The 24,393-nt window shown below is 68.7% G+C and carries 20 protein-coding genes and 2 tRNA genes; 18 read left to right on the top strand and 4 right to left on the bottom strand.

Annotation, left to right across the window (positions count from 1 at the left end; genetic code table 11):
* The first annotated feature begins 170 nt into the window (after positions 1–170).
* Positions 171–980 (top strand): Fpg/Nei family DNA glycosylase, encoded by an 810-nt coding sequence (locus ACWC1K_RS41220; RefSeq protein ID WP_450838318.1) that lies wholly within the window; start codon positions 171–173, stop codon positions 978–980.
* A 7-nt stretch (positions 981–987) separates the two neighbouring features.
* Here the strand turns inward: ACWC1K_RS41220 and ACWC1K_RS41225 are convergent, their stop codons facing one another.
* A complete protein-coding gene (locus ACWC1K_RS41225) occupies positions 988–2,226 on the bottom strand; it encodes a GNAT family N-acetyltransferase (protein ID WP_450838319.1) in 1,239 nt (412 codons plus the stop codon).
* A 162-nt stretch (positions 2,227–2,388) separates the two neighbouring features.
* Here ACWC1K_RS41225 and ACWC1K_RS41230 point away from each other — a divergent pair, with 162 nt between their 5' ends.
* Positions 2,389–3,579, top strand: coding sequence for a PP2C family protein-serine/threonine phosphatase (locus ACWC1K_RS41230; RefSeq protein WP_450838320.1), 1,191 nt, complete (start codon positions 2,389–2,391; stop codon positions 3,577–3,579).
* Positions 3,580–3,583: 4 nt separating this feature from the next.
* On the top strand, positions 3,584–4,051 hold the full coding sequence (locus tag ACWC1K_RS41235; RefSeq protein WP_450838322.1) for an HD domain-containing protein: 468 nt from the start codon (positions 3,584–3,586) through the stop codon (positions 4,049–4,051).
* A 40-nt stretch (positions 4,052–4,091) separates the two neighbouring features.
* Here ACWC1K_RS41235 and ACWC1K_RS41240 read toward each other — a convergent pair whose 3' ends face one another.
* On the bottom strand, positions 4,092–5,270 hold the full coding sequence (locus ACWC1K_RS41240; RefSeq protein ID WP_450838323.1) for an acyltransferase family protein: 1,179 nt from the start codon (positions 5,268–5,270) through the stop codon (positions 4,092–4,094).
* A 614-nt stretch (positions 5,271–5,884) separates the two neighbouring features.
* Here ACWC1K_RS41240 and ACWC1K_RS41245 point away from each other — a divergent pair.
* Positions 5,885–6,079: a hypothetical protein gene (locus ACWC1K_RS41245; protein ID WP_016435177.1), complete on the top strand. Its 195-nt coding sequence runs from the start codon at positions 5,885–5,887 to the stop codon at positions 6,077–6,079.
* Between the two features lie 148 nt (positions 6,080–6,227).
* Here ACWC1K_RS41245 and ACWC1K_RS41250 read toward each other — a convergent pair.
* Positions 6,228–6,298, bottom strand: a tRNA-Gly gene (locus ACWC1K_RS41250).
* A 130-nt stretch (positions 6,299–6,428) separates the two neighbouring features.
* Between ACWC1K_RS41250 and ACWC1K_RS41255 the strand changes: the two genes are divergently transcribed.
* The 5 genes from ACWC1K_RS41255 (at position 6,429) to clpX (ending at position 11,284) form a co-directional block, all read left to right on the top strand.
* Positions 6,429–6,505: transfer RNA gene (locus ACWC1K_RS41255), tRNA-Pro, on the top strand.
* A 224-nt stretch (positions 6,506–6,729) separates the two neighbouring features.
* Positions 6,730–8,127: a trigger factor gene (gene tig / locus ACWC1K_RS41260; RefSeq protein ID WP_450838324.1), complete on the top strand. Its 1,398-nt coding sequence runs from the start codon at positions 6,730–6,732 to the stop codon at positions 8,125–8,127.
* Positions 8,128–8,481: 354 nt separating this feature from the next.
* Positions 8,482–9,087, top strand: a complete 606-nt coding sequence (locus ACWC1K_RS41265) for an ATP-dependent Clp protease proteolytic subunit (protein ID WP_360833534.1) — start codon at positions 8,482–8,484, stop codon at positions 9,085–9,087.
* A gap of 48 nt (positions 9,088–9,135) precedes the next feature.
* On the top strand, positions 9,136–9,816 hold the full coding sequence (locus ACWC1K_RS41270) for an ATP-dependent Clp protease proteolytic subunit (protein ID WP_030934342.1): 681 nt from the start codon (positions 9,136–9,138) through the stop codon (positions 9,814–9,816).
* A gap of 178 nt (positions 9,817–9,994) precedes the next feature.
* Entirely contained in the window at positions 9,995–11,284 is a 1,290-nt protein-coding gene (clpX, locus tag ACWC1K_RS41275; RefSeq protein ID WP_030934339.1) for an ATP-dependent Clp protease ATP-binding subunit ClpX, read from the top strand.
* Between the two features lie 169 nt (positions 11,285–11,453).
* Here clpX and ACWC1K_RS41280 read toward each other — a convergent pair whose 3' ends face one another.
* Positions 11,454–12,470 (bottom strand): hypothetical protein, encoded by a 1,017-nt coding sequence (locus ACWC1K_RS41280; protein WP_450838326.1) that lies wholly within the window; start codon positions 12,468–12,470, stop codon positions 11,454–11,456.
* Positions 12,471–12,607: 137 nt separating this feature from the next.
* Here ACWC1K_RS41280 and ACWC1K_RS41285 point away from each other — a divergent pair, with 137 nt between their 5' ends.
* The 9 genes from ACWC1K_RS41285 to rodA all read left to right on the top strand — a co-directional run bounded on the left by ACWC1K_RS41285 (position 12,608) and on the right by rodA (position 24,381).
* Positions 12,608–15,232, top strand: coding sequence for a valine--tRNA ligase (locus tag ACWC1K_RS41285; RefSeq protein WP_450838328.1), 2,625 nt, complete (start codon positions 12,608–12,610; stop codon positions 15,230–15,232).
* Positions 15,233–15,352: 120 nt separating this feature from the next.
* Entirely contained in the window at positions 15,353–16,837 is a 1,485-nt protein-coding gene (folC, locus tag ACWC1K_RS41290; RefSeq protein ID WP_450838330.1) for a bifunctional tetrahydrofolate synthase/dihydrofolate synthase, read from the top strand.
* Between the two features lie 6 nt (positions 16,838–16,843).
* Positions 16,844–17,212: a DUF4233 domain-containing protein gene (locus ACWC1K_RS41295; RefSeq protein ID WP_450838332.1), complete on the top strand. Its 369-nt coding sequence runs from the start codon at positions 16,844–16,846 to the stop codon at positions 17,210–17,212.
* A 71-nt stretch (positions 17,213–17,283) separates the two neighbouring features.
* Positions 17,284–17,697, top strand: a complete 414-nt coding sequence (ndk, locus tag ACWC1K_RS41300) for a nucleoside-diphosphate kinase (RefSeq protein ID WP_030934323.1) — start codon at positions 17,284–17,286, stop codon at positions 17,695–17,697.
* Between the two features lie 300 nt (positions 17,698–17,997).
* Complete coding sequence (locus ACWC1K_RS41305) at positions 17,998–19,017, top strand: rod shape-determining protein (RefSeq protein ID WP_099928866.1); 1,020 nt, start codon at positions 17,998–18,000, stop codon at positions 19,015–19,017.
* Positions 19,018–19,192: 175 nt separating this feature from the next.
* A complete protein-coding gene (mreC, locus tag ACWC1K_RS41310) occupies positions 19,193–20,152 on the top strand; it encodes a rod shape-determining protein MreC (protein ID WP_450838334.1) in 960 nt (319 codons plus the stop codon).
* A gap of 19 nt (positions 20,153–20,171) precedes the next feature.
* A complete protein-coding gene (gene mreD / locus ACWC1K_RS41315; RefSeq protein WP_450838336.1) occupies positions 20,172–20,852 on the top strand; it encodes a rod shape-determining protein MreD in 681 nt (226 codons plus the stop codon).
* Between the two features lie 83 nt (positions 20,853–20,935).
* Positions 20,936–23,185: a penicillin-binding protein 2 gene (mrdA, locus tag ACWC1K_RS41320; protein WP_450838338.1), complete on the top strand. Its 2,250-nt coding sequence runs from the start codon at positions 20,936–20,938 to the stop codon at positions 23,183–23,185.
* Positions 23,182–24,381, top strand: coding sequence for a rod shape-determining protein RodA (gene rodA, locus ACWC1K_RS41325; protein WP_450838340.1), 1,200 nt, complete (start codon positions 23,182–23,184; stop codon positions 24,379–24,381). Before mrdA ends, rodA begins: the two co-directional genes overlap by 4 nt.
* The last annotated feature ends 12 nt before the right edge of the window (positions 24,382–24,393 follow it).

Raw genomic sequence — 24,393 nt, forward strand, 5'->3', positions numbered from 1 at the left:
GCCCGTCCGGCGTTTGAGGACGAGGCCGTTCAGGCCGATGGGGGTCCAGGGGGCGAAGCCCCCTGGACGGGGTCGAAGGGGCGGCAGCCCCTGGGGACGGGAACGGGTAGGGGCGGCGGGGGCGAAAAACCGTGACATCAGCCCCCACCCACGGACGAACAGGAGCCACCGTGCCAGAGGGGCACACCATCCACCGCCTGGCCAAGGACTACGCCACAAGATTCCTCGGCACGAGCCCCCACGTCACCAGCCCCCAGGGCAAATTCTCCGACGCCGCAGAACTCCTCGACACCGCCGAACTCACCCACACCGAGGCCCACGGCAAACACCTCTTCCTCGGCTTCCGCGACACGGACTGGGTCCACATCCACCTCGGCCTCTTCGGCAAGGTCACCTTCGGCGACGCCCCGGCACCCCCGCCCACGGACACCGTCCGCCTCCGCCTCGCGAACGCCACCTCGTACGTCGACCTCCGCGGCCCCACGACCTGCGCCCTGATCACGGACACCGAGAAGCAGGCGATACACGACCGCCTCGGCCCCGACCCCCTGCGCGAGGACGCCGACCCGCGGACGGCGTACCGCCGAATCGCCCGCAGCCGTACGACGATCGCCGCACTCCTCATGGACCAGAAGGTGATCGCAGGCGTCGGCAACGTCTACCGCGCCGAGGTCCTCTTCCGTCACGGCATCGACCCCTACCGCCCCGGCAGGGACGTCACCTCCGCCGAGTGGGACGCGATCTGGTCCGACCTGGTCGAGCTGATGCACGAGGGCGTCCGCCACAACCGCATCGACACCGTCCGCCCGGAACACACCCCCGAGGCCATGGGCCGCCCGCCGCGCGTCGACGACCACGGCGGCGAGGTGTACGTCTACCGCCGGGCCACCCTGCCCTGCCACATCTGCGGCGGCGAGATCCGCACCGCCGACCTCGCCGCCCGCAACCTCTTCTGGTGTCCCACCTGCCAACAGCGCTGACGCACCGCTAGAAGCCGTGCGGCAGCCAGGGCGTCACCGTCGAGCCGAACGCCAGCGACGCCTCCGCCAGCGCGCCCCGGCGCAGCTCGCGCACCCGGCCGGCCGCCGCCAGCGACGCGAGCGACACCCCGCCGAGGTACGCCGAGCCCAACTCCCGTACGGACAGGGCGAGATCGGCCGCGTCCGCCGTACGCTCGCACGAGGCGCCCTTCGGGTCGCCGGTCAGTCGCAGGCGGCCCTCGTTCCAGGGGCAGAAGGCGTCCTCGACCTCCAGCACCACGTCCACCGGCGCCTGATACGTGCGCGCCTGAAGCGCGGCGCCCACGTCCACCAGCCGTACGTGCAGCGAGTCCCGGACCAGCAGCGAGCAGCGGCGGACGTCGGACACCATGTGCTGCCAGGGCTCGTCGACCGGCCGCCCGCGCGCGCTCACCTTCGACGTCAAGTCGATGTCGAAGAGGAACCGCCACAGCGCGGCGTGCGCCGCCGGGTCCAGCGCGTCCACGTCCTGCGCCTGCACCCGGCCCTTGGGCCCGGCCGGCTCCCAGTCCCGATGGATCCGGAAGCGCGCGTACCCGACGACCTCGCCGTCCCGCTCCGCGAGCACGCACTGCAGCGGCGACGCACCGCCACGCTCGCTCTCCGGGTCGAGCAGCCACACCCGCTCCCAGCCCGGAATGCGCGCCACCATCCCGGGCCGCCGAGCGACCAGTTGGGCGTACACCGCCTCGCACGCGTCGAGCACGTCGGCCGGCTCGGCGTACCGCAGCCGTACGTCATCGGTGCCGGGCGGCACGGACAGCCGTACACGCGTCGTGTCGATCTCGGCGTTGACGTGGTACGTTCCGACGCCGTACCCGAACCGTCCGTAGATCGCGGGTTCGGACGCCGTCAGGACGGCCAGCGGCTCGCCCCAGGACCGTACGTCGTCCAACTGCCGCCGCATCATGGACGTCAGCACCCCGCGCCGCCGGTGCGTCGCGGCCACGGACACCATGGTCACGCCCGCCGCGGGCACCGCGGCCCCGCCGGGCACGGTCAGCCGGAAGGAGAACGCGCCCGCCGTCCCGACGCACGCATCACCGTCCCAGGCGCCGATGGAACGGTCCGTCTCGGTGAGTTCACGCCACAGCGCCCGCTCCTCGGCCGACTCCGTAACCCCGCCGAAGGCGCGGATCAGGTTGTCGTACCACTCGTCCCAGTCTTCCCGGCGCAGCACGCGCACGTCAGTCAGGTCAGTCCCCATGAACCATGCCTACCAGGGCATTGCGGGACGAGCGAGGGAATTTCGCCTTGGCGGACCCGCGACGGCTCTCTGTGAAGTTCACTGTGAAGTTGAACCTCGGACGGGGGACAAGTGGGACCTCCCGTGCCAAGCAGCTGGTCCGATGGATAGGGTCCCGAACTAATGGCAGCAGGACGAGAGCGGCGCGCAGCAGCCGAGACGTTCACGGCCCGGTTGAAGATGGAGTGGCACCGGGTCCGCGTCGGCCTGCGCAGAAGCGCCGTGGACTACTTCCGGGGGGACGGCTCGGACTGGGTCGCGCTCGCCGGTCTGCTCCTCACCGTCCCGCTGATCGCCGCCGTCACGCTCGCCAACTCCGTGTGGTGCTCACCGGCCGTCCTGGTCCTGCCGATCGTCGCGGGCGGCCTGCTGCTGCGCCCGGCGAGCCTGCTCGGTCTGTACGCGGCCGCGGCCACGGCGCTGATCGTGGAGTCGGTGAAACTGGGGCCCTATACGGAGGGCCCTTCCCGTGTCACCCCTGGCGTGGTGCTGGTGGTGGCCGCCTGCGGCTTCTTCGGTCTGCTCATCGCCCAGTTCCGCAGCCGGGTCGGTGTGCCCTGGCGGCGCGGCGGCACCATGCTCTTCGACCTGCGCGAACGCATCCGGGTGCAGAGCAAGCTGCCGCAGCTGCCGGTCGGCTGGCACCGCGAGATGGCGCTGCGCCCGGCGGGCGGCCAGTCCTTCTCGGGCGACTTCGTGGTCGCCGCCCGCACCAACGGCGGCCGCACCCTGGAGGTCGTCCTGACGGACGTCTCCGGGAAGGGCATGGACGCGGGCTCGCGTGCCCTGCTCCTGTCGGGGGCGTTCGGCGGCCTCCTCGGCTCCCTGCCCCCGCACGCGTTCCTGCCGGCGGCCAACGGCTATCTGCTTCGCCAGGACTGGGACGAGGGCTTCGCGACCTCGATCCACCTCGTCCTGGACCTCGACTCGGGCGACTACGAGCTCTACTCCGCGGGCCATCCGCCGGGTCTCCAGCTCAGCGCGGGCAGCGGCCGCTGGGAGGAGAAGGCGGCCGAGGGCCCGCTCCTCGGTGTGTACGACGGCGCGCAGTTCGACCCCGTGAAGGGCTCACTCCGCCCCGGTGACGTGTTGATGCTGTTCACGGACGGCCTGGTGGAGACCTCCGACCGGGACATCGTCGAGGGCATCGACCGCCTCACGGGCGAGGCGGACCGCTATGTCGCCGGCGGCTTCCACGGAGCCGCCTGGCACCTCATCGAGGCGGTCGCGAAGGACGTGAACGACGACCGCGCACTGCTGCTGATCTGCCGGGAGGGCCCGACGGCGACCTCCCAGCCGCCGGCGCTGGGATGAGCCGATGACCGAAACCCCTCAGGTGCCGATGACCCTCGCCGAGGTCGAGGCCACCGCCCGTGCCGCCCACGCAGGCCAGACGGACAAGGCGGGACGCCCCTACGCCGAGCACCTCCGGGCCGTCGCCGAGGGCGTACGCGCTCGGGGCGGCGACGAGGACCAGACAGCGGCAGCCTGGCTCCACGACGCCATCGAGGACGACGCACTCTCCGAGCAATGGCTGGAAGAGGCCCCCTTGAGCTCCCGCACGAAGAACATCGTCCTGGCGGTCACCAAGCGCCCGGGGGAGAGCCCGGAAGCGTACGCCGAACGGATCCTGTGCACGCCGGGCGCGCTGCTGGTGAAGGAAGCGGACCTGGCCCACAATGCGGATCCGGCCCGCCTGGCCCGCCTGACCGACGAGTCGACCCGCACAAGACTGACCGAGAAGTACACACGGATGCGTGCACTTCTCGGCCTGCCTCAGCAGTAGCGCCCTGAAGGCGCGGGGAACGACATATCGCGGCAAATCCTCAGGCGTTGGCCATCTCGCGCTCGCGCTGCAACCCGCGCTGCCGCGCGACCTCCGCCGCCTCCGGCCTGAAAGCCCACCTCATCTCGGGCTCCATCACGCCCTTGAACACCCGCCGCACCGGCGAAGTGCACAGCAACGTGACAGCCCCGGCAAAAGCCACCGTCACCAAGATCTCCCCCAGCGGCCGGTGCAACCACTCCGGCTCGAACCAGCCGTAGAACTCACCCGCCTTCACCAGGAACCCGTGCAGCAGATAGCCGTAGAGCGTGCCCGCACCGAGCGCCGTGAACCACATCTTCCGGCGTGGCACCCAGGCGAAGAAGCAGGCGGTCAGCAGCAGCGAGCAGCCGAACATGGCGAGCACCATGACCGGTCCGGACCACCACGGCGCGGCCATCTCCTGGGCGGCGTCCCGGTGGTAGAACCACGCGGTGTTCATCCGCGGCACGGCCCACCAGCCGACGGCCAGCGCGGCCGCGAAGAGCGGCACCGCAAGGATCCGCACCTTCCGTGTCCGCACCATCTGGAAGTGCTCGGGCTTCATGCACAGGCCCAGCACGAAGTACGGCAGGAACTGCAGGACGCGCTGGAGGTCGAGGTCGTTGCCGATCTCCGGCGAGACCGACCCGAACATCGCGATGCCCAGGGCGATGGGCAGAGGCCAACGCAGGGTCTTCCACAGCGGGGTCGTCAGACGCCAGATGAACAGCGCGATCAGGAACCAGGTGAGGTACCAGGGGTCGAGCAGACTGACCGTCATGCTCGGGTCGTGGTCGCCGTAGCGCTTGAAGAGGGTGTACGCGGTCTCGAAGACGACGTACGGCACGAGGACGCCGGTGACCAGTCGTCTGAGGCGGTCGGGGCGCATGTCGAAACTGCGCGAGAAGTAGCCGGAGATGATGATGAACGCCGGCATGTGGAAGCAGTACACGACGGTGTACGCGGCCTCCAGGATGCGGCTGTCACCCTTCAGCGGCTCCCAGGAGTGGCCCATCGCGACCAGCACGATCGCCAGGTACTTCGCGTTGTCGAAGAACGAGTCGCGCCGTTTGCCGGGTTTGGGGGGCTTGTTCTGCTGTGTCTGCGGGGAGCGTGGACTCGGCACTCCCGACGCCGGCGACTGTGCCGGAGGGAGCGGCGCCCTGTTCTGGCCGTGCGGTTGCAACGAGTTCGTCACAGACCCTCCCCCCGGAAGCTGGGGGAGACGGTCCCGGACCTCGCTGCGCGTGCGGGGGACGAGGCAGCGTGAAACATTTGAGGCACCCTAGCGTCGTCTGTGGGTTTTCGTAAAACTCCCCACGTCGTTCCTGCCAATTGGCTTCGAGTACCCGAGATTAAGGGAAGTTGACAACGTCATGGAGGTGACGGTCAACACACCATTACATGTCCTGGTTGTCACGACTCGTCCTGACTAAACGGGGCATATGACCAGGGGGCGACACCAGTGGAATGTCTGCTTCATTGGCCTTTCGAGGGGCCGGTGTTGGCGCCTTTGCTGTGCCCGTGACAACAATTCGAAATACCTGCGAACGCGTTGTGTGGACATGGAAACGATCTCGGTGAATTCCCTGTGCGGGTGCACCGTCGAATTGCTGTACGAGACACGGGTGTTGGGGCCCTCGGACGTGCCGGGCCCGCATGGCCCAGGCAAAGCTCCGGCACAGGTGTGACCGACGATGCCTCACCTGCCGCATACGGGAGCCCCGTTGGTGGCACGATGGTTCTGGCGGGGGTGCGCGGGGCTGGCACCCCCGGGCCGGGAGAGCGGACCGACCGAGGGTGTGATCAGTTGTGGCCATTTCACTGTCAGTGGTGCTGCTGTTGGCGATCATCCTGGTGGTGTTGATCAGGGGAGGCTCGATCAAGGCCGGCCCGGCGATCGTCGCGGTGCTCTTCGGCTTCTTCCTCGCGTCGACCGGCATGGCCCCGTCAATCAACCGGTTCCTGAACTCGATAGCGGAGACCATCAACTCGATCAGCTTCTGATCCGGGCGGATGCCCCGCCCGCACTGGACGCGGAGGCCGCCGAGCCGCGCCCGTGGCCGACCACGCTCTACGCGCCGGACGTACCGGGCCCGAAACGATCAGGGCCGGGCCGGAGGAAGATCCTCCGGCCCGGCCCTGATGCGTGGAGAGCGGGCGACGGGAATCGAACCCGCGTAGCTAGTTTGGAAGACTAGGGCTCTACCATTGAGCTACGCCCGCACAGCGCGCGCCGCAGGTCAGGTGACCGCGGCACAGGAGGCATCGTAGCGGGTCGGGCCCCCTCGGTGCACACCCCGTAAATGCGGCAGCCGCACTGCCTGCGGGCATGTACCCTACGTGTCGCACCTGACGGGGTGTGGCGCAGCTTGGTAGCGCGTCCGCTTTGGGAGCGGAAGGCCGTGGGTTCAAATCCCGCCACCCCGACCACCGACCGGTCAACACCGGTCACCCCGGGCGATCACCTCGCATGATCGCCTTTGGGGCGTTCAGCTGCTGCGGTTACTATGCAAGCTGCGCGCCCGTGTGTCTCATCCGCAGGAATCCACTGGACCACCACTGGAGATCCCTAGGACGTCCTCCGGGCGGCGAAATCCGCCGGACCAGTCTGGCTCCGGCAGAAACCAAGAAGTCAGCCACAAGGAGACCGAACCGTGAAGAGCGCCGTGGAGACCCTGAACCCGACCCGGGTTCGGCTCACTGTCGAGGTGCCCTTCGAGGAGCTCAAGGACAGCCTCGACGCGGCGTACAAGAAGATCAACCAGCAGGTCACGGTGAAGGGCTTCCGGAAGGGCAAGATCCCGGCGCGCGTCATCGACCAGCGGTTCGGCCGCGGTGCGGTCCTGGAGGAGGCGGTCAACGACGCGCTTCCGAAGTTCTACACCGAGGCGGTCAACGAGGCCGACCTGAACGTCCTCGGCCAGCCCGAGGTCGACATCACGGAGCTGAAGGACGGCGAGACGCTGAACTTCACCGCCGAGGTCGACGTCCGTCCCGCCCTCGAGATCCCGGACTACTCCGGCATCGAGGTCGAGGTCGACGCCGTCGAGGTCACCGACGAGGACGTCGAGAAGTCGGTCGAGCAGCTCCGCGAGCGCTTCGCCTCGACCTCCCCGGTCGAGCGTGCCGCCGAGGACGGCGACGTCGTCACCATCGACCTGGAGGCCAAGGTCGAGGGCGAGGTCCTGGAGGACGGCGTCGCCAGCGGCGTCTCCTACACCGTCGGCTCCGGCGAGCTGCTCGACGGCATCGACGACGCCGTCAAGGGCCTGTCCGCCGGCGAGGAGGCCACCTTCACCTCCGAGCTCAAGGGCGGCTCGGCGGCCGGCAAGGAGGCCGAGGTCACCGTCAAGGTCACCCAGGTCGCCGCCCGCGAACTGCCCGAGCTGGACGACGAGTTCGCGCAGCTCGCCTCCGAGTTCGACACCCTGGAGGAGCTGAAGGCGGACAGCCGCAAGCGCCTCGAGAACATGAAGCAGTACGACCAGGCCACGCAGGCCCAGGAGCGCGTCCTGGAGAAGCTGCTCGAGCTGGTCGAGGTGCCCGTCCCCGAGAAGCTGCTCGAGGACGAGATCAACACCCGTAAGCACAACCTCGAGCACCACCAGCTCGGCCAGATGGGCCTCGACCTCGAGAAGTACCTCGAGATCCAGGGCAAGACGGTCGAGGAGTTCGACGCCGAGACCAAGGAAGCCGCGGTCAAGGGCATCAAGACCCAGTTCGTCCTCGACGAGCTGGTCAAGCAGGAGAAGCTCAACGTCAACCAGGAGGAGCTCACCGAGCACCTCATGCGGCGCGCGGCCTCCTCCGGCATGTCCCCCGACCAGTTCGCCCAGGCCGTCGTCGAGGGCGGCCAGGTTCCGCTCCTGGTCGGCGAGGTCGCCCGCGGCAAGGCCCTCGCGGTCGTCGTCGAGGCCGCCACGGTCAAGGACACCAACGGCGAGGTCATCGACCTGGACGACGAGGACGAGGTCGAGACGGCCGCCGAGGTCGCCGCGGAGGCCACGGAGGCCGACGCCACCGAGGCCGACGAGGAGAAGACCGAGGGCTGACGCCCACGGCGCCTCTGACGGACGCATGACGGGCCCCTGGGGACACGACCCAGGGGCCCGTTTCGTCTTGGGGGAGCTCCAGCCGGCCTGGAGGGGCGCGGGGCTATGTCGACATGCGGCTCCGGCGCGCGGGCGCGAACAGCCGCACTACCCGCAGTGGCCGACGAACGGAAAGTACGCACGACGCTACGCCCCCGGCGAACACCCCCCTCTGCGGGATTCTCCGACGGGACCAGCGCGTTAGGGTCCATGAATACGGGGGGAGTGGAGTCCCCGATGGCTCCAGCCCCGCAGGGATACGTGAGACGGCCCGGCGCCGTCGTAAGACGAGCAGGTGGATACGTGACGAATCTGATGCCTTCAGCCGCCGGCGAGCCTTCCATCGGTGGTGGCCTCGGTGACCAGGTCTACAACCGGCTGCTCAACGAGCGGATCATCTTCCTCGGCCAGCCGGTCGACGACGACATCGCGAACAAGATCACCGCGCAGCTGCTGCTCCTTGCCGCGGACCCGGACAAGGACATTTACCTGTACATCAACAGCCCCGGCGGTTCGATCACGGCCGGTATGGCGATCTACGACACCATGCAGTTCATCAAGAACGATGTGGTGACCATCGCCATGGGACTCGCGGCCTCGATGGGGCAGTTCCTGCTCAGCGCGGGCACCCCCGGCAAGCGCTTCGCGCTGCCGAATGCCGAGATCCTCATCCACCAGCCCTCCGCCGGCCTGGCCGGTTCGGCCTCCGACATCAAGATCCACGCGGAGCGGCTGCTGCACACCAAGAAGCGCATGGCCGAGCTCACGGCCTTCCACACCGGCCAGTCGGTCGAGCAGATCACCCGCGATTCGGACCGCGACCGCTGGTTCGACGCCGACGAGGCCAAGGAGTACGGCCTCATCGACGACGTCATCCCCACGGCCGCCGGTATGCCGGGCGGCGGCGGTACCGGGGCCTGAGCCCCGCACAGCCCCCAGCCGACCGCCTCAGCTCCTAGGAGACAGACAGTGAACGACTTCCCCGGCAGCGGCCTGTACGACCGCTCACGCGCCGAGTACACGGGCCCCACGGCGGAGTCCCGTTACGTCATCCCGCGCTTCGTCGAGCGCACCTCGCAGGGCATCCGCGAGTACGACCCGTACGCGAAGCTCTTCGAGGAGCGCGTGATCTTCCTCGGCGTCCAGATCGACGACGCCTCCGCCAACGACGTCATGGCGCAGCTGCTGTGCCTGGAGTCGATGGACCCCGACCGGGACATCTCGGTCTACATCAACAGCCCCGGCGGCTCCTTCACCGCGCTGACGGCCATCTACGACACGATGCAGTTCGTGAAGCCGGACATCCAGACGGTCTGCATGGGCCAGGCGGCCTCCGCCGCGGCGATCCTGCTGGCCGCCGGTACGCCCGGCAAGCGCATGGCCCTGCCGAACGCGCGCGTGCTGATCCACCAGCCCTACAGCGAGACGGGCCGCGGCCAGGTCTCCGACCTGGAGATCGCCGCGAACGAGATCCTGCGGATGCGCGCGCAGCTGGAGGAGATGCTCGCCAAGCACTCCACCACGCCGATCGAGAAGATCCGCGAGGACATCGAGCGCGACAAGATCCTCACGGCCGAGGAGGCGCTCTCGTACGGCCTGATCGACCAGATCATCTCCACCCGGAAGATGAACAACGCGGCCGTCCGCTAGTCGGAGGCTGTATCGTCTGCCGCCCCTTGGCACGGAAAGTGCGCTTTGACACGCTGCACGTCAAAGTGAACCGCGCCAAGGGGGGCCCGAACGGGGGGCCCGGCAAGGTACCGTCGGATTAAGGCAGCACCAGGAGCCGCTGGATTCAGGCGTCTCCCAGGCGAAGGGGAAGCACACCGTGGCACGCATCGGTGACGGCGGCGATCTGCTCAAGTGCTCGTTCTGCGGCAAGAGCCAGAAGCAGGTCAAGAAGCTCATCGCAGGGCCTGGTGTGTACATCTGCGACGAGTGCATCGATCTCTGCAACGAGATCATCGAGGAAGAGCTCGCGGAGACGAGCGAGGTGCGCTGGGAGGAGCTTCCCAAGCCCCGCGAGATCTACGAGTTCCTCGAGGGCTACGTCGTCGGCCAGGAGCCGGCGAAGAAGGCCCTCTCGGTGGCGGTCTACAACCACTACAAGCGCGTCCAGGCCGGTGAGAACGGCGGCGCCAACGGCCGCGACGACGCGATCGAGCTGGCGAAGTCCAACATCCTGCTGCTCGGCCCCACGGGCTCGGGCAAGACCCTCCTGGCCCAGACCCTGGCCCGCATGCTGAACGTCCCGTTCGCCATCGCCGACGCCACGGCGCTGACGGAGGCGGGCTACGTCGGCGAGGACGTCGAGAACATCCTGCTCAAGCTGATCCAGGCGGCCGACTACGACGTCAAGAAGGCCGAGACCGGGATCATCTACATCGACGAGATCGACAAGGTCGCGAGGAAGAGTGAAAACCCTTCCATCACCCGCGACGTGTCGGGCGAGGGCGTCCAGCAGGCCCTGCTGAAGATCCTGGAGGGCACGACCGCTTCCGTGCCCCCGCAGGGCGGCCGCAAGCACCCGCACCAGGAGTTCATCCAGATCGACACGACGAACGTCCTGTTCATCGTGGGCGGCGCCTTCGCGGGCCTGGAGAAGATCATCGAGTCCCGGGCCGGCGCGAAGGGCATCGGCTTCGGCGCGACGATCCGCTCCAAGCGCGAGCTGGAGGCGAAGGACCAGTTCGAGGACGTCATGCCCGAGGACCTGGTCAAGTTCGGCATGATCCCCGAGTTCATCGGCCGCCTCCCGGTCATCACCTCGGTCCACAACCTGGACCGCGAGGCCCTGCTCCAGATCCTGGTCGAGCCCCGTAACGCCCTGGTGAAGCAGTACCAGCGCCTGTTCGAACTCGACGGTGTGGAACTGGACTTCGAGCGTGAGGCCCTGGAGGCCATCGCCGACCAGGCGATCCTCCGCCAGACCGGCGCGCGAGGGCTTCGGGCCATCATGGAAGAGGTCCTCATGTCGGTCATGTACGAGGTCCCGTCCCGCAAGGACGTCGCCCGCGTGGTCGTCACGGCGGACGTCGTCCACTCGAACGTGAACCCGACCCTGATCCCGCGGGATGCGCGGAACGGGCGGGGGCCGGGGGAGCAGAAGACGGCGTAGCCGCCATACGTACCCGACAGGTGCCCGGTGCTTTCTGTAGCGCCGGGCACCTTTTTCGTGATCCCGGATCCCCGGCCGCAGCAAGTGCCTTGGCCGTGCCGGGAGTTGTATGTCCAGTGATGGGGCGCCCCGGTCCGACCGGGCGCCCCATCGTCCGCTGCGAGTGCGGTCAGGCCTTGACGCGTACGTCGTTGCGGAGCTTTGCCGCGAGGGAGGCTGCGTCGTCGATCGAAGCCCCGCCCCCGGCGAGGTCGGCCAGGCTGAAGGACGAGACCACCGCGACGGTGCTGTGGTCACCCCAGATGCACATCGGCATCTTGATGGTCTTCGCGGAACCGGCGCCCGACGCGGCGCCGTCGAGCTCGATGATCTGACATTTCATGACGCCGTTTGAGAAACCGGAAGGCGTCACCGCCTGCGGGCTGCCGACCAGCTTCCCCTTGGTTCCGCTGCTGCTCTGGTCCTTCTGGGACTCCGACTTGACCTTGGCGAACATGGCGTCGACGACGGCCTCGGGGTCGTCGATGGTGCCGTACACACCGCTGAAGGACAGGTTCTTCGCGCTGAGGCCCGTGCCGCTCTTGTACCCGGCGCTGACGTCCTTGGCGTTCTGCACGCCCCACTTCTGGAAGTCGGCCTTGTCCTCGCTGGTCATCTGACCGGCGGAGTCGGCACTCTGGGACTTCGTGTACTCGCCGCTGATCACGGTCGCCGGCGCCGTCAGCTTGTGCGCACCGTCGTCCGAGACGCTGCCGCCGCCCCCGCCCCCATTGCCGAGCACGAGGTACGCCCCGACCCCGATGGCCGCCACGACCGCCACCGCGCCGATGATCAGGCCCGCCTTCTTGCCGCCGCCACCGCTGGGCACCGGCGGCTGCGGGACGGTGTAGGGCTGCTGGCCGTACGGGTCCTGGCCGTAAGGCGGCTGCTGCGGGTAGCCGTAGCCGGGCTGGGGCTGCGGCGGGGGTGCCTGCTGCGGGTAGCCGTAACCCGGCTGGGGCTGCGGCGGAGGGGCCTGCTGGGGGTGGCCGTAGCCGGGCTGCGGCGGAGGGGCCTGCTGGGGGTAGCCGTAGCCGGGCTGGGCCGGAGGGGCCTGCGGCGGCTGCTGGCCGTAGGGGCCCGGCTGGCCGTACGGTCCGGGCTGCTGGGGCTGCCCGCCGTACGGGCCCGGCTGGTTGTGACTCATTTCTGGGTTCCCCTCCAGATGCCTTATATGGTCCTGACATCCTGGCCCACACCCCGCGCGCGCGTTCCGGCGGGGGCCGCACCGTTACAGAACAAACGCGTTTCGGGACACCCCCGCGACACCCCTAAACTGACCCCGTGACCGAGAACGCTCAGCAGCAGCCATCAGCGCCCGACACCGAACTGCCGACCCAGTACGCGCCGGCCGATGTAGAGGGGCCGCTGTACGAGCGCTGGGTAGAGCGTGGTTACTTCGAGGCGGATGAGAAGAGCGACAAGCCGCCTTACACCATCGTCATTCCGCCGCCCAACGTCACCGGCTCGCTGCACCTCGGGCACGCCTTCGAGCACACCCTCATCGACGCGCTGACACGTCGTAAGCGCATGCAGGGCTTCGAGACGCTCTGGCAGCCCGGCATGGACCACGCCGGCATCGCCACCCAGAACGTCGTCGAGCGTGAGCTGGGCAAGGAGGGCAAGTCCCGTCACGACCTCGGCCGTGAGGCCTTCGTCGAGCGCGTCTGGCAGTGGAAGGCCGAGTCCGGCGGGCAGATCTCCGGGCAGATGCGGCGCCTGGGCGACGGTGTCGCCTGGTCGCGCGAGCGGTTCACCATGGACGAGGGGCTCTCCCAGGCCGTCCAGACCATCTTCAAGCGCCTCTACGACGACGAGCTGATCTACCGCGCCGAGCGCATCATCAACTGGTGTCCCCGGTGCCTGACGGCCATCTCGGACATCGAGGTCGAGTACCAGGACGACGACGGCGAGCTGGTCTCCCTCAAGTACGGCGAGGGGGAGGAGACGGTCGTCGTCGCCACCACCCGCGCCGAGACCATGCTCGGTGACACGGCCGTCGCCGTTCACCCGGACGACGAGCGTTACAGGCACCTCGTCGGCAAGCAGATCAAGCTCCCGCTGACCGACCGCACCATCCCGGTCGTCGCGGACGAGCATGTCGACCCGGAGTTCGGCACCGGCGCCGTCAAGGTCACCCCGGCCCACGACCCGAACGACTTCGAGATCGGCCAGCGCCACAACCTCCCGGCGATCACGGTCATGGACGAGCACGCCGTGATCACCGTCCACGGCCCCTTCCAGGGACTGGACCGCTTCGAGGCCCGCTCGGCGATCGTCGCCGCGCTGCGCGCCGAGGGCCGGATCGTCGCCGAGAAGCGGCCCTACGTCCACTCGGTCGGCCACTGCTCGCGCTGCAAGACCACCATCGAGCCGCGGCTGTCCATGCAGTGGTGGGTCAAGGTCGGCCCGCTCGCCAAGGCCGCCGGTGACGCGGTCCGCGAGGGCAAGGTCAAGATCCACCCGCAGGAGATGGAGAAGCGGTACTTCGACTGGGTCGACAACCTCCACGACTGGTGCATCTCGCGCCAGTTGTGGTGGGGTCACCGGATCCCGGTCTGGTACGGCCCGAACGGCGAGGTCGTCTGCGTCGGCCCCGACGACGAGGCTCCCACCGGCGAGGGCTGGCGTCAGGACACCGACGTCCTCGACACCTGGTTCTCCTCCGGCCTGTGGCCGTTCTCCACCCTCGGCTGGCCCGAACAGACGGAGTCGCTCGCTAAGTTCTACCCGAACTCCGTCCTGGTCACCGGCTACGACATCCTCTTCTTCTGGGTCGCCCGGATGATGATGTTCGGCCTCTACGCGATGGACGGCACCCCGCCGTTCCACACCATCGCCCTGCACGGCATGGTCCGCGACCAGTTCGGCAAGAAGATGTCGAAGTCCTTCGGGAACGCCGTCAATCCCCTGGACTGGATGGACAAGTACGGCAGCGACGCCCTCCGGTTCACCCTCGCCCGCGGCGCCAACCCGGGCGTCGACGTCCCGATCGGCGAGGACTGGGTCCAGGGCTCCCGCAACTTCGCCAACAAGATCTGGAACGCCACCCGCTTCGCGCTGATGAACGGCGCGACGGTGGACGGCCCGCTGCCGGACGCCTCGAAGATGTCCGCGACCGACCGCTGGATCCTCTCCCGCCTCAACTCCGTGGTCGCCGAAGTCGACGCGCTCTACGAGGACTTCCAGTTCGCGAAGCTCTCGGACGCGCTGTTCCACTTCGCGTGGGACGAGGTCTTCGACTGGTACGTCGAGCTGTCCAAGACGACGTTCCAGGCGGGCGGCGAGCCGGCCGAGGTCAGCAAGCGGGTCCTCGGTGAAGTCCTCGACGTCACCCTCAAGCTCCTCCACCCGGTCGTCCCCTTCGTCACGGAGACGCTCTGGACCACTCTCACCGGCGGCGAGTCGATCGTCATCGCGGACTGGCCGAAGGACAGCGCCTTCCGCGACACGGTGGCGGAGCGGGAGATCGAGACCCTCCAGTCCGTCATCACCGAGGTCCGCCGCTTCCGCGCCGACCAGGGTCTGCAGCCGGGCCAGCGGGTTCCGGCCCGGCTGACGCTGGACGGCACGGCGCTGGCTCCGCACGAGGCGGCCATCCGCCAGCTGCTGCGTCTGCAGCCGGAGGGGGAGTCCTTCACGGCTACGGCGACGCTGCCGGTCGGCGGTGCCGAGGTCGCCCTCGACCTGTCCGGCACCATCGACGTCGCGGCGGAGCGCAAGCGGCTCGCGAAGGACCTCGCGGCGGCCGAGAAGGAGAAGGCCCAGGCCACGGCGAAGCTGGGCAACGAGGCGTTCCTGGCGAAGGCGCCGGACAACGTGGTGGACAAGATCCGCGGGCGCCTTGCGAAGGCGGACGAGGACATCGCCCGGATCCAGGCCCAGCTGGACCGGCTGCCCCAGCAGTAGCGGCTTTTTAGGGGCGCGGGGAACTGCGCGACAAGCCACAACGTTCCCCGCGCCCGCCAGACGACCGTCACCCACCCACTCCGTGGGCACTCTGTCAGTGGTCGTCCGTAGACTGGCCCCGTGAGTGAAAGCGACCCCTTCGACGAGATCATCGCGGCCGAGACCGACCGGGACCCAGATCTCGCGATCATCGAGGCCGGCAGCCGCACCCTGCGCACGCAGGGCGGAGCCCCCAGCGCCGATGTGCCCGCGCGGCCGGAGGACCCCGAGGTCGACAAGGCCCTGCGCGAGGTCGAGACGGAGCTCGCCACCCGCTGGGGCGAGACCAAGCTGGAGCCCTCGGTCAGCCGTATCGCCGCTCTGATGGACGTCCTGGGGGAGCCGCAGCGCTCGTACCCCTCGATCCACATCACCGGCACCAACGGCAAGACCTCCACCGCCCGCATGATCGAGGCCCTCCTCGGCGCCTTCGACCTGCGCACCGGCCGGTACACGTCCCCGCACGTCCAGTCGATCACCGAGCGCATCAGCCTGGACGGCGCCCCGATCTCGGCCGAGCGCTTCATCGAGACGTACCACGACATCAAGCCGTACATCGAGATGGTCGACGGACAGCAGGAGTACCGGCTGTCCTTCTTCGAGGTGCTCACGGGCATGGCCTACGCGGCCTTCGCGGACGCTCCCGTCGATGTCGCCGTGGTGGAAGTGGGAATGGGCGGCTCCTGGGACGCCACCAACGTCATCGACGGGGACGTCGCCGTCGTCACCCCCATCGACCTCGACCACACCGACCGCCTCGGTGAGACGCCCGCCGCGATCGCCACCGAGAAGGCCGGCATCGTCAAGCAGGACGCGACGGTCATCCTGGCCCAACAGCCGGTGGACGCGGCCCAGGTGCTGCTGAAGAAGGCCGTCGACGTGGACGCCACCGTGGCACGGGAGGGCCTGGAGTTCGGGGTCGTGGCACGTCAGGTCGCGGTCGGCGGGCAGCTGCTCACCCTGCGCGGCCTCGGCGGCGAGTACGACGAGGTCTACCTCCCGCTGCACGGGCCGTACCAGGCGCACAACGCCGCCGTCGCGCTCGCCGCCGTGGAGGCGTTCTTCGGGGTCGGCTCCCAGCGGCCCGAGCCGCTCGACATCGACACCGTCCGCAAGGCTTTCGCGGCCGTCTCCTCGCCGGGGCGGCTCGAAGTCGTACGGCGCTCGCCCACCGTCGTCCTGGACGCCGCCCACAATCCGGCCGGCGCGCGCGCCACCGCCGAGGCGGTCGGGGAGGCCTTCGACTTCAGCCGGCTGATCGGTGTGGTCGGCGCGAGCGGCGACAAGAACGTACGAGGACTGCTGGAAGCCTTCGAGCCGATCTTCGCCGAGGTCGTCGTCACGCAGAACTCCAGCCACCGCGCGATGGACGCGGACGAGCTCGCCGCGATCGCCGTGGAGGTCTTCGGCGACGAGCGCGTCCAGGTCGAACCACGGCTGCCGGACGCCCTGGAGGCCGCGATCACGCTGGCCGAGGAGGAGGGCGAGTTCGCGGGCGGCGGGGTGCTGGTGACCGGCTCGGTCATCACCGTCGGCGAGGCCCGGCTGCTGCTGGGAAGGGGCTGACAACCCGTGCGTACGCTCTGTGCTTCGACCCTGATCGGCGAGTTCTTCGTGATCGGCTTCGCCGGACTCGTCGCCATGAAGGACCCCGACCTCGCCACATCCACGGTGTGGACGGTCAGCGGCATCGCGATGTTCCTGTGCGTGGCGCTGTGCGGTGTCGTGACGCGGCCGGGCGGCATCGCCCTCGGCTGGGCGCTTCAGGCCGCCCTCGTCGCCTCCGGCTTCGTCGTCCCGACGATGTTCTTCCTGGGCGTGGTCTTCGCGGCCCTGTGGTGGGCCTCGGTGCACTACGGAAGAAAGATCGACGAGGCGAAGGCGCGGTTCGCCGCGGCACAGACGGGCTCGTCGGGCTCCTCCACTCCTGACGCTGTGTGACAAGGGTCAGGCCACGCCCTGTAATCTTCGAACACCCCCGCACGATCCTTGATCTTCCATAGGAGCCCGCAGTGACCCAGCGCACCCTCGTCCTGCTCAAGCCCGACGCGGTCCGCCGTGGCCTGACCGGCGAGATCATCAGCCGTATCGAGCGCAAGGCCGGCTGGCAGATCACCGCGCTGGAGCTGCGCACCCTGGACCAGGAGACCCTGGAGCAGCACTACGGCGAGCACAAGGGCAAGCCCTTCTACGAGCCGCTGGTGGAGTTCATGGCCTCCGGTCCGGTCGTCGCGCTGATCGTCGAGGGCGAGCGGGTCATCGAGGGGCTGCGCGCGCTCGCCGGCCCGACCGACCCGATCGCCGCTGCTCCCGGCTCCATCCGCGGCGACTACGGTGTGATCGTCCGGGAGAACCTGATCCACGCCTCCGACTCCGAGGAGTCCGCCGAGCGCGAGGTGAAGATCTTTTTCCCCGGCCGCGGTTGAGCGACAAACCTATGAATTTTTGAGTGACCGTCAGGTCGCTCGCCCTTCTGACCTGGGGCGGCCGAGAGTTTCCGGCCGTCCTCTGGCATATGCGTGCCGATCGGGGGAACGAGTGCCCCCGATGGGCCGTCTCCACAAGCGAGGCGACACTTCATCTGCTGACAATGGCGAAGACCCTCGCGCAGTGTTTGTGCAGGCGCGTCTACGATGGAAGCCTTCACGTCACAGCACCCACTTCGCCGACCTGAAAAGCCCTCAAAAGCTCCCAGGAAGGCCAGACGAATCCTGATGGGGAACTCAATGTCGTTCATCGGCCGTGACATGGCTGTCGACCTCGGGACCGCCAACACGCTGGTGTACGTCAGGGGTCGTGGGATCGTACTCAACGAACCGTCCGTCGTCGCGATCAACACCAATACCGGTGGCATCCTCGCGGTCGGCGCCGAGGCGAAGAAGATGATCGGTCGGACCCCTGGCAACATCGTTGCCGTACGACCGCTGAAGGACGGCGTCATCGCCGACTTCGAGATCACCGAGCGGATGCTCCGCTACTTCATCCTGAAGATCCACAAGCGGCGGTATCTCGCGCGGCCGCGCGTCGTCGTGTGCGTGCCCTCCGGCATCACGGGCGTCGAGCGCCGCGCCGTGATCGAGGCGTCCTCGCAGGCCGGGGCTCGTCAGGTGCACATCATCGAGGAGCCGATGGCGGCGGCCATCGGCTCCGGCCTGCCCGTCCACGAGGCCACCGGCAACATGGTGGTGGACATCGGCGGCGGCACCACGGAGGTCGCGGTCATCTCGCTCGGCGGCATCGTCACCGCCCAGTCCATCCGCGTCGCGGGCGACGAACTGGACAACGCGATCATCCAGCACATCAAGAAGGAGTACTCCCTCCTTCTCGGTGAGCGGACGGCCGAGCAGATCAAGATCACGATCGGTTCGGCCTACGACCTGGACGACGACCAGCACACCGAGATCCGCGGCCGGGACCTCGTCTCCGGGCTGCCCAAGACCGTCGTCATCTCCGCCGCCGAGGTGCGCAAGGCGATCGAGGAGCCGGTCAACGCCATCGTGGACGCCGTCAAGACCACCCTCGACAAGTGCCCGCCGGAGCTGTCCGGCGACATCATGGACCGGGGGATCGTGCTGACCGGCGGCGGGGCGCTGCTGCGCGGACTCGACGAGCGGCTGCGCCGGGAGACCGGGATGCCGATCCACATCGCCGAGGACCCGCTGGACAGCGTGGCGCTCGGCTCGGGCAAGTGCGTCGAGGAGTTCGAGGCGCTCCAGCAGGTGCTGGACGCCCAGCCGCGCAGATGACATAACTCTTCGATTCCGCCGTACGGGACGATCTCCTCTCGTGCGGCGGATCGTTGATATAGAGGCAGTTGATATAGAGGCATAAGCTCGCCCATAAGCCTCTGCCGTAACTGCACAGCTGAACTGAACACCTGAACCTCTGCACATTCCTATGAGGAAGGCACGGCCGCCGCACGTGAGGGACACACGAGAGAGCCGGCTGCTCCTGGTGCTGCTGATCGCCATCGCGTTCGCGCTGATCACGGTGGACATCCGCGGCGGGGAGGACTCACCGGTCGACGGTGCCCGCCAGGTCGCGGCCACCGTGTTCGGCCCGATCGAGGACGGCGTGTCGTCGGCGGTCGACCCGGTCGGCAACGCCGTCTCAGCGGTCCGTGACTCCGGCACCCGGCACGACCGGCTCGCCCGTCTGGAGACGGAGAACGCGGCCCTCAAGGCGAAACTCGGCAGCGACGACCGCAACCGCAGCCGCCTCGCGCAGCTCGACAAGATGCTGAAGGTCTCCGCCGAGGGCCAGTACGGCATCAAGGGTGCCCAGGTCATCGCCATAGGAGCGGCCCAGGGCTTCTCCTGGACGATCACCATCGACGTCGGCGCGAGCGACGGCATCAAGCGGGACATGACCGTACTGAACGGCGACGGGCTGGTCGGACGCGTCACCAACGTCGGCCCCGACGCCTCCACCGTCCTGCTCGCCAACGACCCGGACTTCACCGTCGGCACCCGCATGGAGGGCAGCGACGAGCTCGGCTTCGCCACCGGGCAGGGCGACCGCCCGCTCCGGGTGGAACTGCTCAACTCCAAGGCGGACGTGAAGAAGGGCGACCGGCTGGTCACCTTCGGCTCCGAGGCCGACAAGCCCTTCGTGCCGGGCGTCCCGGTCGGCGTGGTCTCCCGCGTCGACCCGTCCGGCGGCAACCTGACCCGCACCCTCTACGTCACGCCGTACGTCAGCTTCTCCAAGCTGGACATCGTCGGCGTCGTCGTGGAGACCCCGAAGAAGGACCCGCGCGACACGGTGCTCCCCGACAAGCCCCAGCCGACGCCCACCCCGACGGTCACCGTCACGGTCACTCCGTCAGCGAACGCGTCCGAGACCGCGTCCGCGTCCGCGTCGCCCGGCCAGACCCCGTAGCAGTAGGAGCTGAATCCCCATGCGCGTCAACCGGATCCTGCTCTCCTCGGCCCTGGTCGTCGTAGCCCTGGTGGTCCAGGTGAGCGTCCTCGCCCGGCTCCATCTGCCGGGCGCCGTCCCCGACTTGCTGCTGCTCACCGTGCTGGGCCTGGCCCTGGTCTACGGCCATGTCGGCGGTGCCCTCGTCGGCTTCGGCGCGGGCCTGCTAGCCGACCTCGCCCCGCCCGCCGACCACGCCGCCGGCCGCTACGCCCTGGTGCTGTGCGTCATCGGCTACCTCGCCGGGCTGGCCAGACCGGAGAACGGGCGGCTGAAGTCGGCCACCGGCCCCATGCTCGTCGTGGTCGCCGCCGCCATCGGCTCGACCCTCCTGTACGCCGGTGTGGGCGCCCTCGTCGGCGACACCGCCGCCCGCCATGTCGGACTCGTCAGCCTGCTGTTCTCCGCGGCCCTGTACGACCTGCTGCTCGCCCCCTTCGTGGTCCCCGGGATCATGGCCCTGGCCCGGCGCGCGGACAACGACCCGCTCGCCGAGGCGACCTCCCCGTCGAAGAAGGCCACCGACATCACCTCCGGCTGGATCTCCGCCGGCACCGGCCTCAAGCTGGGCGGCCAGCGCGGCGGCCTCGGCAGCCTGAAGGCCAAGGCCCGCACCCGCACCGCCCGGGTGGGCCGCATCAAGGGGGTCAAGCGGCTGTGAGCAGGCGGGAGTTGGCGGCGGGAGCCCTTCACAGCTCCGTCGTATATGACACGTACACACACTGAGAGGGGGAGGCAGCCGCAGTGACCAATATTCCCGAGACCGGACGGACCCCAAGGGTCCAGATCCGGCTCGTCGTCATCCAGATCCTCGTCCTCTCCCTGCTCGGCACCCTCGGCGGCCGGCTGTGGTACCTCCAGATCCGCGAGGGCAGCGAGTACGCCAAGGAGGCGTCCGGCAACCACGTCCAGCAGGTCGTCGATCCCGCCGTACGCGGCTCGATCCTGGACGCCCGCGGTGTGGCGCTCGCCGACAACGAGACCCGCCTCGTGGTCTCCGCCTCCCGCACCGACCTGCTGAAGATGAAGGACGACGGCAAGGCGGTCCTCACCAAGCTGGCCGGGGTCCTGGGCATGAAGCCCAAGGAGGTCATGCAGCGGGTCCGGCTGTGCGACGCCAAGACGCCCCAGCCCTGCTGGAACGGCTCGCCCTTCCAGCCGATCCCCATCACCGACGAGGCCACGCCCCGCCAGGCCATGCAGATCCGCGAGCGCTCCGAGGACTTCCCCGGCATCACCGCCGAGCCCGAGGCGCTGCGCCGCTACCCCGGCCCCGGCAAGTCCAACACCGCGCAGGTCCTCGGCTATCTCTCGCCCGTCACCGACGAGGAGATCCAGAAGGCCAAGGACACCGACTCGCCCTATCTCCGCTCCGACCAGGTCGGCCGCTCCGGCCTCGAGCGCCAGTACGACAAGGAGCTGCGCGGCAAGGCCGGCGTCACCCGCTACGAGGTCGACAACCTCGGCCGCGTCATCGGCAAGGCCAAGTCCGATCCCGCCCAGGCCGGTTCGACCCTCGTCACCAGCATCGACTCCCGCGTCCAGCGCGTCGCCGAGTACGAGCTGCACAACGCGATGAAGATCGCCCGCGGCCAGTACGACAAGGTCACGGGCGAGAAGTACAAGGCCGACTCGGGTGCCGTCGTCGTGATGGAGGCCAAGACCGGCCGTATCGTCGCCATGGCGTCCGCGCCGACCTACGACCCGAACGTCTGGGTCGGCGGCATCTCCGCCAAGGACTACAAGCAGCTCACCGGCAAGGACTCCGACTACCCGCTGCTCAACCGGGCCATACAGGGTCAGTCCGCGCCGGGCTCGACCTTCAAGGTGGTCTCCACGGCCGCCGCGGTCCAGGCCGGCTACGTCTGGGACGGCGGCTACCCCTGCACCAGCTCGTACTCGGTGGGCGGCCAGGTCTTCAAGAACTTCGAGGGCGAGAGCTTCGGCCCCATCTCGCTGGGCCGCGCCCTGGAGGTCTCCTGCGACACCGTCTTCTACGGCCTCGCGGACCGCGAGTGGAAGAAGGACGGCGGGATCAACCCGAAGAAGGGCCAGCCCAAGGACTACTTCTACAAGACCGCCCACCAGTTCGGCCTCGGCAAGCCGACCGGCATCGACCTCCCGAACGAGGTCACCGGCCGCGTCCCCGACCGCCAGTGGAAGCGGGACTACTGGAAGGCCAACAAGGACGCCTGGTGCAAGAGCGGCAAGAAGGGCGGCACCTACGTCCAGCGGATCGAGTACGAGGGCTGCCTCGAAGGCTTCAAGATGCGCGAGGGCGACTCGATCAACTACTCCATCGGCCAGGGTGACACCCTCCTGACTCCGATCCAGGAGGCGATGATCTACGGGGCCCTGGCCAACGGCGGCACCGAGCACGTCCCGACCATCGGCAAGGCGATCATCAGCGCCGACGGCAGGACGGTCAACGAGATCAAGCCCAAGGTCCTGCGCCGGCTCCCGATCAGCGAGGCCACGCACAAGGGCATCGACAAGGCCCTCGCGGGCGTCATCACCGCCGGTACCGCCGCCTGGAAGTTCAAGGGCTGGCCGCAGGACAAGATCACGCTGCACGCCAAGACCGGTACCGCGGAGGTCTACGGCAAGCAGACCACCTCGTGGCTCGCCACGTACTCCAAGGACTACTCGGTCGTCATGACGATCGCCCAGGCCGGTACGGGTTCCGGCGCCTCCGGTGAGGCGGTCCGCAGCATCTACAGCGCCCTCTACGGCGTCCAGCCCGACGGTTCGATCGACAGCAAGAAGGCACTGCTGCCCAGCCCGCAGAAGGGCCTGCCCAAGGTCAAGACGGACGGCACGATCGCCTCGCCGAAGGTCCCCAAGGACCCGGCCAAGGAACTCCACGCGGGCGACAACGCCAGCCCCTCCCCGGGCGCGAGCCAGCCCGCCGCGACCTCGCCCTCGCCCACGTCGACCAACCGGACCACCCGCAGGCGGCCGCGCAGGCGGGGAAGCCGGAGGATGCTCACATGACCGGTGCAGGCAGCTTCTCCGTCCCCGGATACGGCCCCCGCCGCGCGGGCTGGACCCGGATCTTCGCCCGTGACTCGGTGTCCCGCCGGCTGGACTGGCCGATGCTGCTGGCGGCCCTGGCGCTCTCGGCGATCGGCTCGGTGCTCGTCTTCTCGGCGACCCGCAACCGCACCGAGATCAACCAGGGCGACCAGTACTACTTCCTCATCCGGCACATCGTGAACACCGGCATCGGGTTCGCCCTGATGGCCGGCACGATCTGGCTCGGCCACCGCACTCTGCGCACCGCCGTCCCGATCCTCTACGGCGCCTCGGTCTTCCTGATCCTGCTGGTGCTCACCCCGCTCGGCGCCACCATCAACGGCAGCCGCAACTGGATCGTCTTCGGCGGCGGTTTCTCCCTTCAGCCCGCCGAGTTCGTGAAGGTCACGATCATCCTCGGCATGGCGATGCTGCTGGCGGCCCGGGTCGACGCGGGCGACAAGAAGTACCCCGACCACCGCACGGTCCTGCAGGCGCTGGGCCTGGCCACCGTACCCATCCTGATCGTGCTGCTCATGCCCGACCTCGGCACGGTCCTGGTCCTGGTGACGATCATCCTGGGCGTGCTGCTCGCCTCCGGCGCCTCCAACCGCTGGGTCTTCGGCCTGATCACGGCCGGCGTCGTCGGCTGCATCACCATCTGGCAGCTGCACATCCTGGACGAGTACCAGATCAACCGCTTCGCGGCCTTCGCCAACCCCAGCCTCGACCCCGCGGGCGTCGGCTACAACACCAACCAGGCGCGCATCGCCATCGGTTCGGGCGGTCTGACCGGCGCGGGTCTCTTCCACGGGTCGCAGACCACCGGCCAGTTCGTGCCCGAGCAGCAGACCGACTTCGTGTTCACGGTCGCCGGCGAGGAGCTGGGCTTCGTCGGCGCGGGACTGATCATCTTCCTCCTCGGCGTGGTCCTGTGGCGCGCCTGCCGCATCGCCCGCGACTCGACCGAGCTGTACGGCACGATCGTCGCCGCCGGGATCGTCGCCTGGTTCGCCTTCCAGACCTTCGAGAACATCGGCATGACCCTCGGGATCATGCCGGTCACGGGCCTGCCGCTGCCCTTTGTGTCGTACGGCGGCTCGTCGATGTTCGCGGTGTGGATGGCGGTGGGGCTGCTGCAGTCGATCAGGGTGCAGAGGCCCATGTCCGCGTAGGCCTTCGGCGGT

This window comes from Streptomyces sp. NPDC001492 (assembly GCF_053597275.1).